At 36.1% G+C, this 17617-nt stretch carries 16 protein-coding genes; all 16 read left to right on the top strand.

The genetic code is table 11. The annotated features are described in order from the left end of the window. Positions 1 to 10: 10 nt before the first annotated feature. The 16 genes from BK579_RS15795 to BK579_RS15720 all read left to right on the top strand — a co-directional run bounded on the left by BK579_RS15795 (position 11) and on the right by BK579_RS15720 (position 17469). The gene (locus tag BK579_RS15795) at positions 11 to 466 is read left to right on the top strand and encodes a chemotaxis protein CheW (RefSeq protein WP_078547091.1); all 456 of its coding nucleotides are present in this window, start codon (positions 11 to 13) and stop codon (positions 464 to 466) included. Between the two features lie 3 nt (positions 467 to 469). Beyond that, positions 470 to 1111 (top strand): chemotaxis protein CheC, encoded by a 642-nt coding sequence (locus tag BK579_RS15790; RefSeq protein WP_078547089.1) that lies wholly within the window; start codon positions 470 to 472, stop codon positions 1109 to 1111. After that, positions 1098 to 1595, top strand: a complete 498-nt coding sequence (locus tag BK579_RS15785; protein WP_078547087.1) for a chemotaxis protein CheD — start codon at positions 1098 to 1100, stop codon at positions 1593 to 1595. The genes BK579_RS15790 and BK579_RS15785 overlap by 14 nt, the downstream gene beginning before the upstream one ends. Before the next feature lie 316 nt (positions 1596 to 1911). Further along, a complete protein-coding gene (locus BK579_RS15780) occupies positions 1912 to 2670 on the top strand; it encodes a FliA/WhiG family RNA polymerase sigma factor (protein WP_078547085.1) in 759 nt (252 codons plus the stop codon). A 105-nt stretch (positions 2671 to 2775) separates the two neighbouring features. After that, positions 2776 to 3069 (top strand): hypothetical protein, encoded by a 294-nt coding sequence (locus BK579_RS15775; RefSeq protein WP_078547083.1) that lies wholly within the window; start codon positions 2776 to 2778, stop codon positions 3067 to 3069. A gap of 20 nt (positions 3070 to 3089) precedes the next feature. Further along, positions 3090 to 3623 (top strand): hypothetical protein, encoded by a 534-nt coding sequence (locus BK579_RS15770; protein WP_078547081.1) that lies wholly within the window; start codon positions 3090 to 3092, stop codon positions 3621 to 3623. Positions 3624 to 3781: 158 nt separating this feature from the next. Beyond that, positions 3782 to 4480 carry a 30S ribosomal protein S2 gene (gene rpsB / locus BK579_RS15765; RefSeq protein ID WP_078547079.1) on the top strand — a complete coding sequence of 233 codons (699 nt, stop codon included), beginning with the start codon at positions 3782 to 3784 and terminating at the stop codon, positions 4478 to 4480. Between the two features lie 181 nt (positions 4481 to 4661). Then, positions 4662 to 5543, top strand: coding sequence for a translation elongation factor Ts (gene tsf, locus BK579_RS15760; RefSeq protein ID WP_078547077.1), 882 nt, complete (start codon positions 4662 to 4664; stop codon positions 5541 to 5543). Positions 5544 to 5744: 201 nt separating this feature from the next. Next, the gene (gene pyrH, locus BK579_RS15755; RefSeq protein ID WP_078547075.1) at positions 5745 to 6467 is read left to right on the top strand and encodes a UMP kinase; all 723 of its coding nucleotides are present in this window, start codon (positions 5745 to 5747) and stop codon (positions 6465 to 6467) included. A gap of 2 nt (positions 6468 to 6469) precedes the next feature. Beyond that, positions 6470 to 7027, top strand: coding sequence for a ribosome recycling factor (frr, locus tag BK579_RS15750; protein ID WP_078547073.1), 558 nt, complete (start codon positions 6470 to 6472; stop codon positions 7025 to 7027). A 149-nt stretch (positions 7028 to 7176) separates the two neighbouring features. Continuing rightward, positions 7177 to 7938 carry an isoprenyl transferase gene (locus tag BK579_RS15745; protein WP_078547071.1) on the top strand — a complete coding sequence of 254 codons (762 nt, stop codon included), beginning with the start codon at positions 7177 to 7179 and terminating at the stop codon, positions 7936 to 7938. Between the two features lie 18 nt (positions 7939 to 7956). Continuing rightward, on the top strand, positions 7957 to 8760 hold the full coding sequence (locus tag BK579_RS15740) for a phosphatidate cytidylyltransferase (RefSeq protein WP_078547069.1): 804 nt from the start codon (positions 7957 to 7959) through the stop codon (positions 8758 to 8760). Positions 8761 to 8796: 36 nt separating this feature from the next. Further along, entirely contained in the window at positions 8797 to 9951 is a 1155-nt protein-coding gene (locus BK579_RS15735; RefSeq protein WP_078547067.1) for a 1-deoxy-D-xylulose-5-phosphate reductoisomerase, read from the top strand. A 94-nt stretch (positions 9952 to 10045) separates the two neighbouring features. Then, entirely contained in the window at positions 10046 to 11305 is a 1260-nt protein-coding gene (gene rseP, locus BK579_RS15730; protein WP_078547065.1) for an RIP metalloprotease RseP, read from the top strand. 47 nt (positions 11306 to 11352) lie between these two features. After that, positions 11353 to 13059 (top strand): proline--tRNA ligase, encoded by a 1707-nt coding sequence (locus tag BK579_RS15725; protein WP_078547063.1) that lies wholly within the window; start codon positions 11353 to 11355, stop codon positions 13057 to 13059. 105 nt (positions 13060 to 13164) lie between these two features. After that, positions 13165 to 17469 carry a PolC-type DNA polymerase III gene (locus tag BK579_RS15720; RefSeq protein ID WP_407936278.1) on the top strand — a complete coding sequence of 1435 codons (4305 nt, stop codon included), beginning with the start codon at positions 13165 to 13167 and terminating at the stop codon, positions 17467 to 17469. Positions 17470 to 17617 lie beyond the last annotated feature (148 nt).

Here is a 17617-nt window from a genome sequence, read left to right as displayed (position 1 = left end):
GAAGGAAAACATGGAACAAGACATCACAAAAGTCATTGTTTTTCAATTGGTAAATGAAGAATATGTTTTCCCAATTGAAAATGTTCGTTCAATTGAGAAGCTTCAGCCAATTACTCGTGTTCCGCATACACTTGAATTTGTAAAAGGCGTAATTAATCTACGAGGAGTCATCATACCAATTTTAGATCTACGAAAGTTATTTGGCATGACAGAAGCTGCTTATACTGATCAAACTAGAATTATTATTATCACTCATGATGATTATGAAGTAGGACTAATCGTCGACTCAGCTAATGATGTGCTAGACATTCCAAATGATTCAATTGAGCAGCAGCCAGAGATAGTTGGTACATTGAAAGTAGAATACATTAATGGAGTTGTAAAGGTAGATGACCGTTTATTAATTATGTTGACATTAGAACATATCTTGCAATTAAATCATATGAAAGAAATTGCAATAGGTTAGACTATGTCATTTGTTACTAATATTAAATCGAAGCATATGGATATTCTACAAGAAATAGGAAATATCGGTGCTGGTCACTCAGCTACGGCTTTATCAACATTACTAAATAAAAAAATAGATATGAAGGTTCCAGTAGTACGGATTGTTTCCTTCGATGAAATGATGGAGTTAGCAGGAGGACCGGAACATATTGTAGCAAGTGTTTTCTTAAGAATCGAAGGAGATGCACCAGGTAGTATGTTTTTTATGCTTTCTCTAACACAAGCGTCAGCCTTTGTTCGACATCTAACAGGTGAGATGAATGAAACATTTGAAGAGCTAATATCTTCAGAGCTAGGCTTGTCAGCATTACAAGAATTGGGGAATATTTTGTCTGGATCCTACTTATCTTCTCTTTCAGATTTTACTAGTTTGAATTTATATCCCACGGTACCCGCATTATCTATAGATATGGTGGGGGCTATATTAGGTTATGGATTGCTAGAACTGTCACAAGTTAGTGATTATGCAATTATTATAGATACGGAAATAAATGAGGTAGAAGATCGAGACAGTATAAAAGGTCATTTTTTTTTGCTGCCAGATCCAGACTCCTTCGATAAGCTTTTTTCTTCATTAGGTGTAATAAATGATGAATCAAGGTGAGTTAGTAGTTAAAGTTGGAATTGCCGATATGAAAGTAATTAAATCACCCTTGACTATTCGTACATCTGGATTAGGCTCGTGTGTTGGTGTCGTGATTTATGATAAGAAAATGGAGATAGCAGGACTGGCTCATATCATGCTACCCGATTCAGCTCTTGCAAAATCAGGTGAACTGAATTCAGCTAAATTTGCAAATACTGCAATTAAGGAGCTAATAAGACTCATTACCATCCAAGGTGGCAGAATTCATGCATTAGATGCTAAAATAGCCGGCGGTGCTCAAATGTTTCCAAATCTAGCGGGCAGCGACATCATGAGAATTGGTCCAAGAAATGTGGAAGCAGTCAAGGATGAGCTTAATAAACATAAAATAAGAATACTATCTTCAGACGTTGGAGGTAATAAGGGAAGAACTATTGAATTTGACCCAACAACAACTTTCTTAACCATCCGAACGGTAAATGAAGGAGTAAAAAGTATTTAAATAATCTTATAAGAGCTTTGTAACCATGTTTTAATGAGAAGGAATCAGCAAATTCACTTCAGGTAGCCACCGAAGAATGAAAAAGATTATACTCATGTGTGAAATGAGCGGAGAGCCATTCGACTCCTGGGGGATATGCGGTCAGCGTAAGACCCCGCAGAAGATCGCTTCGAGGAGGCTTACGAACCGCCCCGCGGTATCCTGCGAGTGAATCGCAGCGAATGTAACTCTTAATCCAAAGTTTTCTTTAGTATAGCTCCAATAAAGTTAATGTAAATTTCAACTATAATTTAAGTCATGCATGAGGAGGAGTATAATGTCACAAATGGTAATAAGTGAAGATCAAGTATATTGGCGGCAGTGGATTGACTCTCGTGACTCTCATGCCGGTAATGCCTTAATTAAAAAATATATGCCGCTAGTTTCATACCATGTTCAACGAATCTCAGCAAGCTTACCCAAAAGTGCTCGTAGTGAGGACTTAAGAAGTTATGGTATGTTAGGTCTCTATGATGCATTGGAGAAATTTGATCCAACGCGTGATCTTAAATTTGATACATATGCATCTTTTAGAATAAGGGGTGCTATCCTCGATGGATTACGTAAAGATGACTGGCTTCCGAGAAGCCTTCGTGAAAAAGCAAAAAAGATTGATATGGCTGCCCAGCGTCTAGAGCAGAAGTTGATGAGGAATATATCAACAAAAGAAATAGCGACTGAACTAGGCCTAAGTGAAGATGAGGTATTACATACGATTAACGAGGGGTTCTTCGCCAATGTTTTATCTATCGACGAACAGCAGGAACGTGAAGGGAAAGAGGGTTTGGAGTTTACTTTTAAAGACAGCTTTTCACTAACACCTGAACAGGAAATATTAAAAAGAGAACAATTTAATCAATTAGTGAATTTGATAAAACAGTTAAATGAAAATGAACAACTAGTGATAAGTTTATTTTATCATGAGGAGTTAACGTTAACTGAAATTGGCCATATCATGAATCTTTCAACATCAAGAATCTCTCAGATTCACTCAAAAGCATTATTTAAGTTAAAAAAGTTAGTTAAAAAAAACTAGTAGAATGTCTTCTATGGAGAAAATGGTCGATAAGCCTTCTTAAGGTGTACAATTTTCTCCTTTTTTAGCTTTTATAAAGCATGAGACAAACATTGGGGGAGAAGTATGAGTTTAAAACTTATTGAGCTTCAAGTGGCTATTCCAAGAACACAGGACTTTGGTAAAATAACAGAACAACTCAATCAAAGAGGACAAATCCTTCAAAATCAATTAGCGACAGAACAAAAGAAACTGGATCAAGTAAAACGAAAACAAGTCTCAGCGAAATCTAAAAGCGATTCTACTGTTCTACAACAAGGGAATGCGAGTCTTCCAAGTGCAGTACTACAAGAGAGTATAATAAAACAACAATCGCAGTTTCACCCTACGAAGGGGAAAATGATCGATATTATTGGATAAAACGAAATGAGGGAAATAAAATGACCACATTTCTTTTTGTGATTTGCTTTACATTAATAGGAATGTTATTTTTATGTATGATTATACTGGCTCAAAAGTTTAACCAGCTAAAAGATATGGAAAAAAAACAAGGTGAAATAATGGCTGAAATAGAGGAAGCTCTCTCAGGCTATATTATGCAAATAAAAGATGAAAATGAGCGTCTGCTTCAAAGGATTGTCTCAAATGATGAAATGGCTTCTTTATATGTAAAAGAGAGTGAAGAGAAACCCATTTCATCAAATGCCTCTACCTTTAATCAAACCTTTTCTTATGTGGAACCGGTTCTAACAGTGGATGATTTTAATGAGTTACTTCGTTTAGATGATCAAGGGGTATCTCCTAGTGACAAGATCAATGAAAAACCAAAACAAGAACCAGTAATAAAAGAAAAATCTATGTTAGAGGAAATTAGTTTACTGCAACAAGAAGGAAAAAGTGTTGGAGAAATTGCGAAAATTTTAGATAAAGGTAAAACTGAAATTGAGCTTTTACTAAAATTTCGTCAAAAATAGCTAATTATTTCTTGATTGTCTATTTTAGTTGTGTTATATTATTTTTTGGTGTTAATACACACGCTTGTAGATTTGATCATTGGTGCTGTCAGTATGATAGTTATGTTCAAAGATGATATAAGCGGAGGAAGAAAAACCATTTTAGGAGGAAACAAATAATGTCAGTAATTTCTATGAAGCAATTGCTTGAAGCTGGTGTTCACTTCGGTCATCAAACTCGCCGTTGGAACCCAAAAATGAAGCGTTACATCTTTACAGAGCGTAACGGAATTTATATCATTGACCTTCAAAAAACAGTTAAGAAGGTTGAAGAAGCTTACAATTTCGTAAAAGAACTTGCAGCTAATGGTGGTACAATGTTATTCGTTGGTACTAAAAAGCAAGCTCAAGATTCAGTGAAAGAAGAAGCTGAACGTTCAGGAATGTACTTTGTTAACCAACGTTGGTTAGGTGGTACATTAACAAACTTCGAAACAATCCAAAAGCGTATTAAGCGTTTAAAAGATATCGAAAGAATGCAAGAAGACGGTACTTTTGAGGTACTACCGAAGAAAGAAGTAGTACAACTTAATAAAGAGCTTGATCGTTTAGAAAAATTCCTAGGCGGAATCAAAGATATGAAGCAATTACCAGATGCTTTATTCATCATTGACCCTCGTAAAGAACGTATTGCAGTTGCTGAAGCACATAAATTAAACATTCCTATCGTTGGTATTGTTGATACTAACTGTGATCCGGATGAAATTGATTATGTAATCCCAGCTAACGATGATGCAATTCGTGCTGTTAAACTTCTTACAGCTAAAATTGCAGACGCAATCTTAGAAGCTAAACAAGGTGAAGAAACTTCTGCTTAATGAGCGAAAGGTGATAAGAGGGAAATGCCTTTTATCACCTTTTTTTAAAAGACATTACTTGAAAATCTCAATAATTTTAAAAGCAAAAAGTCATACTAGTATTAGTTATATTAAGAATACGATGAACTATGACATAAAAATTTCGCTTACATACATTTGTAAAATTTAAGGAGGAACTAACATGGCAGTTACTGCTCAAATGGTTAAAGAATTACGTGAAAAAACTGGTGCTGGAATGATGGATTGCAAAAAAGCACTTACTGAAACAGATGGTGATATGGAAAAAGCAATTGATTTCTTACGTGAAAAAGGAATTGCTAAAGCTGCAAAGAAATCAGATCGTATCGCTGCAGAAGGAACTACATTTATCCTAGTTGAAGGAAATGATGCAGTTCTTCTAGAAGTTAACTCTGAAACTGACTTTGTTGCTAAAAACGAAGGTTTCCAAGTTTTAGTTAAAGACCTAGCTTCATTCTTATTAAATAACAAGCCTGCAACAGTTGAAGAAGCTCTTGAGCAAAAGATGGATAACGGTTCTACGGTTTCTGAATACATTAACTCGGCAATTGCGAAAATTGGCGAAAAACTTACACTTCGTCGTTTTGTTGTAGCTTCAAAAGGTGATAATGCTGCATTTGGTGCATACCTTCATATGGGTGGACGCATCGGTGTATTAACAGTTCTAGAAGGCACTACTGATGAGGCTGCTGCAAAGGATGTTGCAATGCATATCGCTGCTGTTAACCCTAAATACATTAGCCGTGACGAAGTTTCAGCAGAAGAAACTGAGCGTGAGCGCGAAGTATTAACTCAACAAGCTTTAAATGAAGGTAAGCCAGAAAATATCGTTGCAAAAATGGTTGAGGGTCGTTTAAGCAAATTCTTCGAAGACATCTGCTTGTTAGACCAAAGCTTTGTTAAAAACCCAGACCAAAAAGTTCGTCAATTTGTTGAGTCTAAGGGTGCTACTGTAACTAGCTTCGTACGTTACGGAGTTGGAGAAGGTATTGAAAAGCGTCAAGATAACTTCGCTGAAGAAGTTATGAACCAAGTAAAAAAATAATAAGCAGCTTTTATTTAGAATCTACTAAACCAACCCTAGGGTGTTTGATTAGAAGGATTTTTAATAAAGATAGGGAACACATGTATTGTGTTCCCTATCTTTAAAATAGGCTATTTCCATATAATTTGTTACTTAAAGTAATTCTAATGAAAACTTTCGTAACAAAATATTAGAGAGTGCCTGAAAATATGGAGGTTAATAATGAGTAACGCTAAATATAAACGTGTCGTTTTAAAGTTAAGCGGAGAAGCATTAGCAGGGGATATAGGTTTTGGTATTAATCCTTCCGTAATTCAATCTGTCGCTGAACAAGTAAAAGAAATTGCTGAGCTTGATGTTGAAGTGGCAGTTGTTGTTGGTGGTGGAAATATATGGCGTGGGAAAATAGGAAGTGAAATGGGAATGGATCGAGCAACCGCTGATTATATGGGGATGCTTGCAACTGTAATGAACTCATTAGCGTTACAGGATAGCCTAGAAAATTTAGGTATTCAAACTCGTGTACAAACTTCAATTGAAATGCGTCAAGTAGCAGAACCATACATAAGAAGAAAAGCAATTCGTCACCTTGAGAAGAAACGGGTTGTAATATTTGCAGCTGGTACTGGAAACCCTTATTTCTCTACTGATACAACAGCAGCATTGCGAGCAGCTGAAATTGAAGCAGATGTGATCTTAATGGCAAAAAATAACGTGGATGGGGTTTATAGTGCAGATCCTACTAAGGACAAAACAGCAGTAAAATATGAAACTTTATCATATTTAGATGTTCTCAAAGAAGGTTTAGCGGTTATGGATTCAACAGCTTCATCACTGTGCATGGATAATGATATTCCATTAATAGTCTTCTCGATTATGGAAGAAGGAAATATTAAGCGTGCTGTGATTGGAGAAAATATTGGAACACTCGTAAGGGGGAAATAATAATGGCAAAGGCAACTTTAACACAAGTAAAAGAAAAAATGGATAAAGCTATTGGAGCTTTGTCTCGCGAATTGGCAAGTGTACGTGCAGGAAGAGCAAATCCATCATTGCTTGACAAAGTGACAGTTGATTATTATGGAGCGCCTACACCAATTAATCAATTAGCTTCTGTAAATGTTCCTGAAGCGCGTATGCTTGTAATTCAACCATATGACAAAACTGCGTTAGGTGATATTGAAAAAGCAATCTTAAAAGCAGATCTTGGTCTAAATCCAACGAATGATGGATCTATTATTCGAATCAGCATCCCTGCATTAACAGAAGAAAGACGTCGTGAGTTAGTAAAGGTAGTTAAGAAGGATGCGGAGGAAGCCAAAGTAGCAATTCGAAATATTCGTCGTGATGGAAATGACGATCTTAAGAAATTAGAAAAAAGTGGTGAAATCACTGAAGATGAATTAAGAAGCTATACAGAGGATGTTCAAAAGCTTACAGATGAATTCATTGCAAAAGTAGATCAAGTAGCGAAAGAAAAAGAAAAAGAAATCATGGAAGTCTAAACCATTTCACTGTACAATATATTTTAAAGACCCTCTAATGTTTACAGGGGGTTTTTTTGTTAATACTGTCTACTAACTTATATATGGAGACCTAAATAACTAAAACATTACTAGTTAGTTGATTTTTAGTGTGATGGAGGACTAGTTTTATGTTAAGAATATTAAAAAGGTGGTTGGCTGGATCCCGTACTAAAACAAGTGGTGAGCTACTAGAAGGGCCCATTCCTTTCCACATAGCAATAATAATGGATGGTAATGGTCGTTGGGCTAAAAAAAGGGCATTACCTAGATCAGCAGGTCACCATGAGGGGATGAAGGTTGTTAGAAGAGTGACCAAGCATGCTAATAGCCTTGGAGTCGGGATTTTAACAGTATATGCCTTTTCTACAGAAAATTGGAAGAGACCAAAAGATGAAGTTAGTTATCTTATGAAACTACCTGCTGAGTTTTTAAATACTTTTCTACCCGAATTAATTGAGGAAAATGTTCAGGTGAGAATCATGGGTGATAAAAGCATGTTGCCAAAACACACTCTAGATGCAGTCGAACGAGCGGTTAATGATACAAGTCAAAATAGCGGCATGATACTAAACTTCGCACTAAACTACGGAAGTCGTTCAGAAATTCTTGGTGCAGTACAGCGCATAGTTGATGATTATAAAAATGAGCATCTTCAAAAGGACATTACTGAGGAAATTTTTGCTGATTATTTAATGAGTAATAAATTAAAAGACCCTGATTTATTAATCCGAACAAGTGGTGAAATGAGGTTAAGTAACTTTATGCTATGGCAACTTGCTTATACTGAATTTTGGTTTACGGATGTCTTATGGCCAGACTTTAACGAGAAACACTTACATGAAGCGATTTCAGCATATCAAAAAAGAGGTCGTCGTTTTGGTGGCATATAAAAAAGGTGATGAGTTTAAATGAAGCAACGAATAATTACTGGAATAATTGCTGCGGCGATATTTCTACCCATTTTGTACCTGGGTGGTTTACCATTTACAATCCTTACATATCTTATGGCTACGATTGCCATTTATGAGTTGCTGAGAATGAAAAAGATACCAATCTTGTCATTTCCAGGATTTCTATCTACTATTTTATTATGGATTTTTCTATTACCAAATCAATATTCTTATTTGCTAGTTGACTTGGGTTTGGCAAAAATTGAGTTGGCGTTATTAGCTGTATTATTATTTTTATCATATACAGTTGTAACTAAGAATAAGTTTACTTTTGATGATGTTGGGTTTGTCATCTTAACTACGATATATATAGGCCTTTGCTTCTTCTATTTAATAGAAATACGCGGAAATAATATAGAAGGCTTGAAGTACGTATTTTTTGTTCTTGTTGTGGTTTGGTCAACTGATTCAGGTGCATATTTTGTTGGGAAAGCTTTTGGTAAACGTAAATTATGGCCAGATATTAGCCCTAATAAAACCATCGAAGGCTCACTAGGTGGAATCTTTATCGCAATTGTCATTGGAATAATTTATATCAGTTTTATTCCACTTCAATTATCAATTGTAAAAGTAATTATTATTACGATCTTCTTATCAGTTTTTGGACAAATAGGTGATCTTGTAGAATCTGCATTAAAACGTCATTATGATGTAAAGGATTCAGGGAAACTGTTGCCAGGACACGGTGGCATATTAGATCGTGTAGATAGCTGGTTATTTGCTCTACCAATACTGTATTTCCTACTGTTAGTGATTTCGTAATAATAAAAGAAGAAAGATTTTTCAGGGAGTGAGTTTGTGAAGATAGTAAGTTTATTAGGGGCAACTGGTTCGATTGGTAACCAAACATTGGATGTGATTAAGAATCATCCCACTGACTTTAAGTTAGGTGCGATGTCTGTTGGAAATAACCTTGATTCCGCAAGGCAGATTATCCATCAGTTTTCACCTAAACTAGTTTCGTTAAAAACAAAAGATGCTTATGAAAAGTTTAAATCCGAATTTGTGGGAGATATCCAATTTGTATATGGAGAAGAAGGATTAAATGAAGTTGCCACTTATCCAGAAAGTCATGTGTTACTTAATGCGGTAGTAGGTAGTGTAGGCTTAGCGCCCACTTTAAAGGCGATTGAGGCGAAAAAAACAATAGCTCTAGCGAATAAAGAAACGTTAGTAACAGCTGGGCATTTAGTTATGGAAGCAGCTAGGAAACACGAAGTAAAACTATTACCTGTTGATAGTGAGCACTCAGCTATTTTCCAGTGCCTACAGGGTGAAAATCCTAAAGGTGTTGAAAAAATAATCTTAACGGCTTCAGGTGGAAGCTTTAGAGATAAGACGAGAAATGAGTTAAAAGATGTAAGTGTAAAGGAAGCACTAAATCATCCAAATTGGAGTATGGGACCAAAAATAACGATTGATTCAGCAACAATGATGAATAAAGGATTAGAAGTAATTGAAGCCCACTGGTTATTTAATCTTCCATATGATAAAATTGATGTTCTATTACATCGAGAAAGCATTATTCACTCACTTGTTGAATTTAAGGATAGTAGTGTGATTGCGCAGCTTGGCACACCCGATATGAGAGTTCCAATACAGTATGCTTTAACATACCCTAATAGACTTGAACTACCTTTTGCGACAAGGCTGAATTTAAGTCAAGTAGGGTTGCTTCATTTTAATGCTGTAGATTTCAATAGATATCGAAGCCTACATTATTCATATACTGCGGGGAAACAAGGTGGTACATTACCAACTGTATTAAATGCGGCAAATGAACAGGCTGTTTCGGCCTTTTTAGATGGCAAGATTTCGTTTTTAACAATAGAGAACCTTATCGAACAAGCATTGGAGAAACATTCTATCATTAGTAATCCGAATTTAGAAACAATAAAACAAGTTGATACCCAGACAAGGGAATATGTTAGCCATCTTGTTAATAGTCTTTAAAGGACAGTATTTTACTAACATAGAAATATAAAAGGTTTTTTCTAGAGACAGCATTGAAGAAATTGCCTAATACAATTAAAAGGTGGTTAGACTAGTGGAAACTGTTATAGCCTTTATCATCATATTTGGAGCCCTTGTTTTTTTTCATGAACTAGGACACTTAATATTTGCGAAGAGAGCTGGAATTCTTTGTCGCGAATTTGCTATTGGTTTTGGGCCGAAGGTTTTTTCGTTTAAAAAAGATGAAACTATTTATACGATACGTTTGTTACCTCTTGGTGGATTTGTAAGAATGGCCGGAGAAGATCCAGAAATGATCGAGGTAAAACCTGGATACAATGTTGGATTGCTGTTTGATTCAAATGGGAAAGTAAATAAAATTATTCTAAACAATAAGGATAAATATCCAAATGCTAAAGTGATTGAAGTGGACCGTGCTGATTTGGAACATGAGATGTTTTTAACAGGTTATGAACTAGGCGGCGAAGAAATTCTTGAACGTTATGATGTTAGTGATGAGGCGTATTTTGTAGCGGACCAACAAGAAACACAGATTGCTCCTTATAATCGTCAATTTGCTTCGAAAACACTAGGTCAAAGAACTCTTGCTATTGCTGCTGGTCCATTTATGAACTTTGTGTTAGCATTTTTCGTCTTTATAATTATTGGACTTTTACAAGGAACACCTATAAATGAACCGGTTTTAGGTGAACTTACTGAAGATGGAGCTGCAATCCAAGCTGGATTACAAAAAGGGGATATCGTTCAAGCAATTGAGGGACAAGAAGTCAATACATGGCAGGATATTGTCAAAATCATCCGTGAAAATCCTGAAAATGAATTACTTTTTACTATTGAACGTAACACTCAGGTTCAAGAAATACCTGTTGTTCCTAAAACTCACCAAATGGGAGACGAAACAATTGGTATTATAGGAGTTTATGGCCCAGTCGAAAAATCGATTGTTGCCTCTGTGAAGAGTGGATTCACTGAAACCTATTTATGGACAAAAGAGATTATCTTAGGTTTAGGGAAATTAGTCACCGGACAATTCTCTATTGACATGCTTTCTGGTCCAGTTGGTATTTATGTATCAACAGATACCGTTGCACAGTCAGGAATCTATTATCTAATGAAGTGGGCAGCGATATTAAGTATCAATCTTGGCATTGTGAACTTATTACCGATTCCAGCACTAGATGGCGGAAGATTAATGTTTTTTGCTGTGGAAGCAGTTAGAGGAAAACCAATTGATCGCCATAAAGAAGGTATGGTTCATTTTATCGGCTTTGCATTACTCATGCTACTGATGCTTGTTGTGACATGGAATGATATTCAAAGATTCTTTCTATAAAAAAGGCTTTTTAAAAGCGGAACATATATTATAAGAGGTGCAATTATATGAAACAAAGTATGATGCTTATACCAACACTAAGGGAAGTACCTTCAGACGCGGAAATTAAAAGCCATCAGCTACTCCTAAGAGCTGGTTTTATCCGCCAAAATACAAGCGGTGTCTACAGCTACTTACCATTAGCAAAAAAGGTTTTACAAAAAATTGAACAGATTGTACGTGAAGAAATGGAACAAGCAGGCGCAGTAGAGCTTTTAATGCCGGCTCTACAGCAGGCCGAGCTCTGGCAGGAATCTGGAAGATGGTACACATACGGCTCTGAACTAATGCGTCTAAAAGATAGACATGAAAGAGAATTTGCCCTAGGTGCTACACATGAAGAAGTGATCACAAGTCTTGTAAAAGATGAAATTAAATCTTATAAAAGGTTACCACTAGCTCTTTATCAAATTCAAACTAAGTTTAGAGACGAAAAACGTCCAAGATTTGGTTTGTTACGAGGTCGAGAGTTTATTATGAAAGATGCTTACTCTTTCCATGCTAGTCAAGAAAGTTTAGATGAAATGTATGATAAAATGTATCAGGCATATTCCAATGTTTTTGCTCGTTGTGGTTTAGACTTCCGTGCAGTTATTGCTGATTCAGGAGCAATGGGCGGAAAAGATACTCATGAGTTCATGGTTCTTTCCGAGGTAGGTGAGGACACAATCGCCTATTCTAATGAATCAACATATGCAGCTAATATCGAGATGGCACCAGTATTAGCAACTTATGAGAAGAGTGATGAAGCAGTAGTTAAAATGGAGAAGGTAGAAACCGTTGATATTAAATCAATTGAAGAAGTATCTACTTTTTTAAATGTTTCAAAGACAAAATGTTTAAAATCTCTTTTATTTAAAGTTGACGATAAATATGTACTTGTTGTTTTACGAGGTGACCATGAAGTAAATGATATAAAATTAAAAAATTACTTTGAAGCATCTTCAGTAGAACTTGCGACTGCTGACGAAACAAAGGAAGTTCTTAAGTGTTCTATTGGTTCCTTAGGACCTATTGGGATGAAATCAGACAAAGTTGAAATTATTGCCGATCAGGCAGTAGAATTTATAGTCAACGGGGTAGCCGGAGCAAACGAAGAAAATTATCATTTCACAGGAGTGAATCCTGGGCGTGATTTCTCAGTAAATGAATATATAGATTTGAGATTTATTCAAGAAGGTGATGCTTCTCCTGATGGGAAGGGCACGATTGTCTTTGCAAAAGGTATAGAAGTAGGGCATGTATTCAAGCTTGGTACGCGTTATAGTGAGTCAATGAATGCAACGTATCTTGATGCTAATGGAAGAATGCAACCGATGATTATGGGTTGTTATGGTATTGGTGTTTCTCGAACACTCGCTGCGGTTGCAGAACAATTTAATGATGAGAACGGATTATTATGGCCTGCAAACCTATCTCCGTTTGATGCGCATGTGATACCAATTAATGCGAAAAAGGGAGACCAAAAAGAATTAGCAGACCGTATTTATACCTTACTGAAAGAAAATAAATATAGTGCTTTATACGATGACCGTGATGAAAGACCGGGTGTTAAATTTGCGGATTCTGATTTAATTGGTTTACCAGTAAGAATAACCATCGGTAAAAAAGCAAATGAAGGAATTGTCGAATTAAAGATAAGGAAAACAGGGGAAACATTGGAAGTCCATTTTGAAAATCTTATCGAGACAATTTCAACTTTTGTAGTAAAATAGAAATTAGAAATCTATAGTTAATGATTAAAGGGCTAATTTTAGAGGAGAACATCTTCTTAGTTAGCCCTTCAATATGTAGAAGGGGGAAAGACATTGAGTGATCAACTGAATAAAGATCAAAAAGACCGATTACTCATCCTGCTGCAACAGCTTGAAATGACTGATGATTCAACGGTTATTCATTTTGCAGAAGGTGGGATTGAAAAGCTCATTATTAATAGAGAGCAGAAGTCATGGCATTTTACGTTCAGACTCCCAAAGATTTTACCATCCAATGTTTTTCAACGTTTCCAAGCACAACTTCTAAGTAAGTTTTCACATATCGCATCAGTTTCTTTTTCAGTTTCTACAATAGATAACCAATGTAGTGAGGAATTACTTCAAGATTACTGGCAGCTTTGTATCCAGGAAATGCAAGGAATCTCTCCGTTGTTAATCTCGCTATTAAATAACCAAAAACCTAGTTTGCAAGGTATAAAGCTCGGTATTACAACAAGAAATGATACAGAGGCAACTGCTGTGAAGAGAAAATATGCTCAAACAATTACTGATATTTATCAGCAATTTGGTTTTCCTTCCTTTCAACTAGAAACAAAGGTTCAGAGTGATGAGAAGGAATATGAGAAGTTCCTTGCTCAGAAACAGCAGGAAGACCAAGAAAAAGGGCAAAAAGCTGCAGTTGAAATGATGATAAGTGAATCACAAAAGGAACACTCTGAAGTTCCTTCTGGTCCACTAACAATTGGCTATACAATTAAGGATGAAGAAGAATTCAGAGAGATTCGATCAATAAATGATGAAGAAAAACGAGTTGCGATACAAGGGTATATCTTTGATGTTGAAACAAGAGAGCTCAGAAGTGGTAGAACACTATTAACTTTTAAAATAACAGATTATACAGATTCTCTACTAATAAAAATGTTTTCTAGAGATAAAGAAGACGTTAACTTGCTACAGGCTGTGAAAAAAGGAATGTGGGCAAGAGTTCGCGGTGGAATTCAAAACGATACATTTGTTAGAGACTTAGTTATGATTGCTAATGATATAAACGAGATAAAGCCTAAAGAACGAACTGATTCTGCTCCGGAAGGTGAAAAGAGAGTAGAGTTACACCTTCATACACCAATGAGTCAAATGGATGCAGTTACTTCAGTAAGTAGATTAGTAGAACAAGCAAAAAAATGGGGACATTCAGCCATTGCTGTCACAGATCATGGAGTAGCACAATCCTTTCCTGAAGCATTTTCTGCAGGAAAAAAGCACGGTGTGAAAATCTTATATGGGGTAGAAGCGAATTTAGTAGATGATGGTGTTCCAATTGCCTATAATGAGCAAAAGCGCCTTTTGGCTGAAGACACATATATAGTTTTTGACGTAGAAACAACAGGGCTTTCCGCAGTATATGATACGATAATTGAGCTTGCAGCAGTAAAGATGAAAAACGGAGAAATTATCGACCGTTTTGAGGCATTTGCTAATCCTCACCATCCTCTATCAGCAACCACTATCGAATTAACAGGTATAACAGACGATATGGTTAGAAATGCGCCGGAAATAGGTGAGGTTTTAAAAAACTTCTATGATTGGGCTAAGGATGATATTCTTGTTGCACACAATGCTAGCTTTGATATGGGGTTTTTAAATGTCGGTTACAAAAAAATCGGATTAGATAAAGCAAAGAATCCAGTGATTGATACCTTGGAGCTGGCTAGATTTCTCTATCCTGAGTTAAAGAACCATCGCTTAAATACTCTTTGTAAAAGGTTTGACATTTTATTAACACAGCATCACCGGGCTATTTATGATGCCGAAGCAACAGGGTATTTACTTGCGAAACTGTTAAAAGATGCACTAGAGCAAAATATCGAATACCATAATCAATTAAATGACAATATGGGAGTAGGAAAGGCATATCAACGTTCTCGCCCATCTCATATTATTTTACTTGCTAAAAATGACGTGGGGTTAAAGAATTTATTTAAATTAATATCAATTTCTCATATGAATTATTTTTTCAGAGTGCCTCGAATTCCAAGATCAGTTCTTCAAAAGCATCGTGAGGGAATATTCGTTGGCTCCGGGTGTGACAAAGGTGAAGTCTTTGAAGGGATGATGCAAAAATCGCCTGAAGAAGTAGAAGAAATCGCCTCTTTTTATGATTACCTTGAAGTGCAACCACCGGCAAACTATAAGCACCTCATTGAGCTTGAGTTGATAAGGAATGATACTGACCTACGGGAAATTATAAGCAATATCGTTAAATTAGGAGAAAAATTGGACATGCCTGTTGTCGCAACAGGAAATGTACATTACCTAGAACCTAATGATCACATCTACAGAAAAATACTTGTAAGTTCCCAAGGTGGAGCGAATCCATTAAATCGTCACACACTACCTGAAGTTCATTTTAGGTCAACTGATGAAATGCTAAACAGTTTTTCCTTCCTAGATAAAGAAATTGCTAAAAAAATAGTGGTTACAAATACTCAACACATTGCAAATGAAATTGAAGAAATAAAACCGATTAAAGATGATTTATATACACCTAAAATTGAAGGTGCAGATGATGAAGTTCGAGAAATGAGTTATCAGATGGCACGTAAAATTTATGGTGAAAACTTACCTGAGCTTGTTGAAGCAAGATTAGAAAAAGAATTAAAAAGTATTATTGGCCATGGATTTGCGGTTATATATTTAATTTCTCATAAACTAGTAAAAAAATCGTTAGATGATGGCTATCTTGTTGGTTCACGTGGATCGGTTGGGTCCTCATTTGTTGCGACAATGACAGAAATTACAGAGGTAAACCCATTAGCGCCACATTATGTTTGTCCTGAATGTAAACACTCAGAGTTTTTTAACGATGGTTCGGTTGGATCGGGATTTGATTTACCAGATAAAGATTGTGTTCATTGTGGAGCTACTTATAAAAAAGATGGACACGATATTCCGTTTGAGACATTCCTAGGCTTTAAGGGAGATAAAGTACCAGATATTGACTTAAATTTCTCCGGCGAATATCAACCAGTTGCACACAACTATACAAAGGTTCTGTTTGGTGAAGATTATGTATACAGAGCAGGAACAATTGGTACAGTCGCAGAAAAGACAGCTTATGGATATGTAAAAGGGTATGCCAACGACCATAATTTACATCTGCGAGGCGCTGAAGTAGATCGTTTGGTTTCCGGATGTACTGGTGTTAAAAGAACAACAGGTCAACATCCAGGAGGAATTATTGTTGTACCTGATTATATGGATATATACGACTTTTCTCCTATACAGTTTCCAGCAGATGACACTAGTTCTGAGTGGAAGACAACACACTTTGACTTCCATTCTATTCATGATAATTTATTAAAACTAGATATTCTTGGACATGATGACCCTACTGTTATCAGAATGCTTCAAGACCTTAGTGGGATTGACCCAAAAACAATTCCTACAGATGACCCTGAAGTAATGAAAATCTTTAGTGGAACTGATTCTCTAGGCGTCACACCTGAGCAAATCATGTGTAAAACTGGGACCCTTGGTATCCCTGAATTTGGAACAAGGTTTGTAAGACAAATGCTTGAGGATACCAAACCAACAACCTTTTCCGAATTAGTTCAGATATCTGGTTTATCCCATGGTACTGATGTTTGGCTTGGTAATGCACAAGAATTGATCCACAATAAAACATGTACATTAAGTGAAGTTATTGGTTGTCGTGATGATATCATGGTATACCTGATCTACAAAGGACTTGATCCGTCACTTGCGTTCAAAATCATGGAATCAGTTCGTAAGGGTAAAGGGTTATCAGAAGAATTTATTGAAGCGATGAAGAAAAATGATGTACCTGCTTGGTATATTGATTCTTGCTTAAAAATTAAGTATATGTTCCCGAAGGCCCACGCCGCGGCTTATGTACTAATGGCTGTAAGGATCGCGTATTTTAAGGTCCATCTTCCACTCTTGTATTATGCTGCTTATTTCACAGTAAGAGCAGACGATTTTGACGTAGATGCCATGAATCGTGGTTCAAGTACCATTAAGGCAAGAATTGAAGACATTAATGCAAAAGGATTAGATGCTTCTCCAAAAGAGAAAAATTTATTGACTGTTTTAGAACTCTCCTTAGAAATGTGTGAAAGGGGATTCTCGTTTCAAAAGGTTGACTTATACCGCTCAGATTCAACACAGTTTATAATAGATGGAAACAGTTTAATCCCTCCTTTTAATGCTATACCGGGTCTAGGAACGAATGCTGCGATTAATATTGTAAAGGCACGGGAGCATGGTGAGTTTTTATCCAAAGAGGATCTTCAGCAACGTGGAAAAGTATCTAAGACGATTATTGAATTCTTAGATAACCACGGTTGTTTAGAAGCCTTACCAGATAAAAATCAGCTTTCATTGTTCTAATGGTGGTGTTTTAAGAAAATAAAAACGTTCTAAAATTCACCCTTTTTCTTTTTGTTTGCATAAAAATATTGGTTATGATATAGTTTTTATGGAAAAGATATGTATAATTGTTGCTAGGAGAGTGGGGAAACCCACTCTTTCGTTTTGA

Origin of the sequence: Litchfieldia alkalitelluris (genome assembly GCF_002019645.1) — a bacterium.
Lineage (GTDB): Bacteria > Bacillota > Bacilli > Bacillales > Bacillaceae_L > Litchfieldia > Litchfieldia alkalitelluris.
Note: the sequence above shows the minus strand (reverse complement) of the source record. Positions and strands in the feature narration are given on the sequence as shown.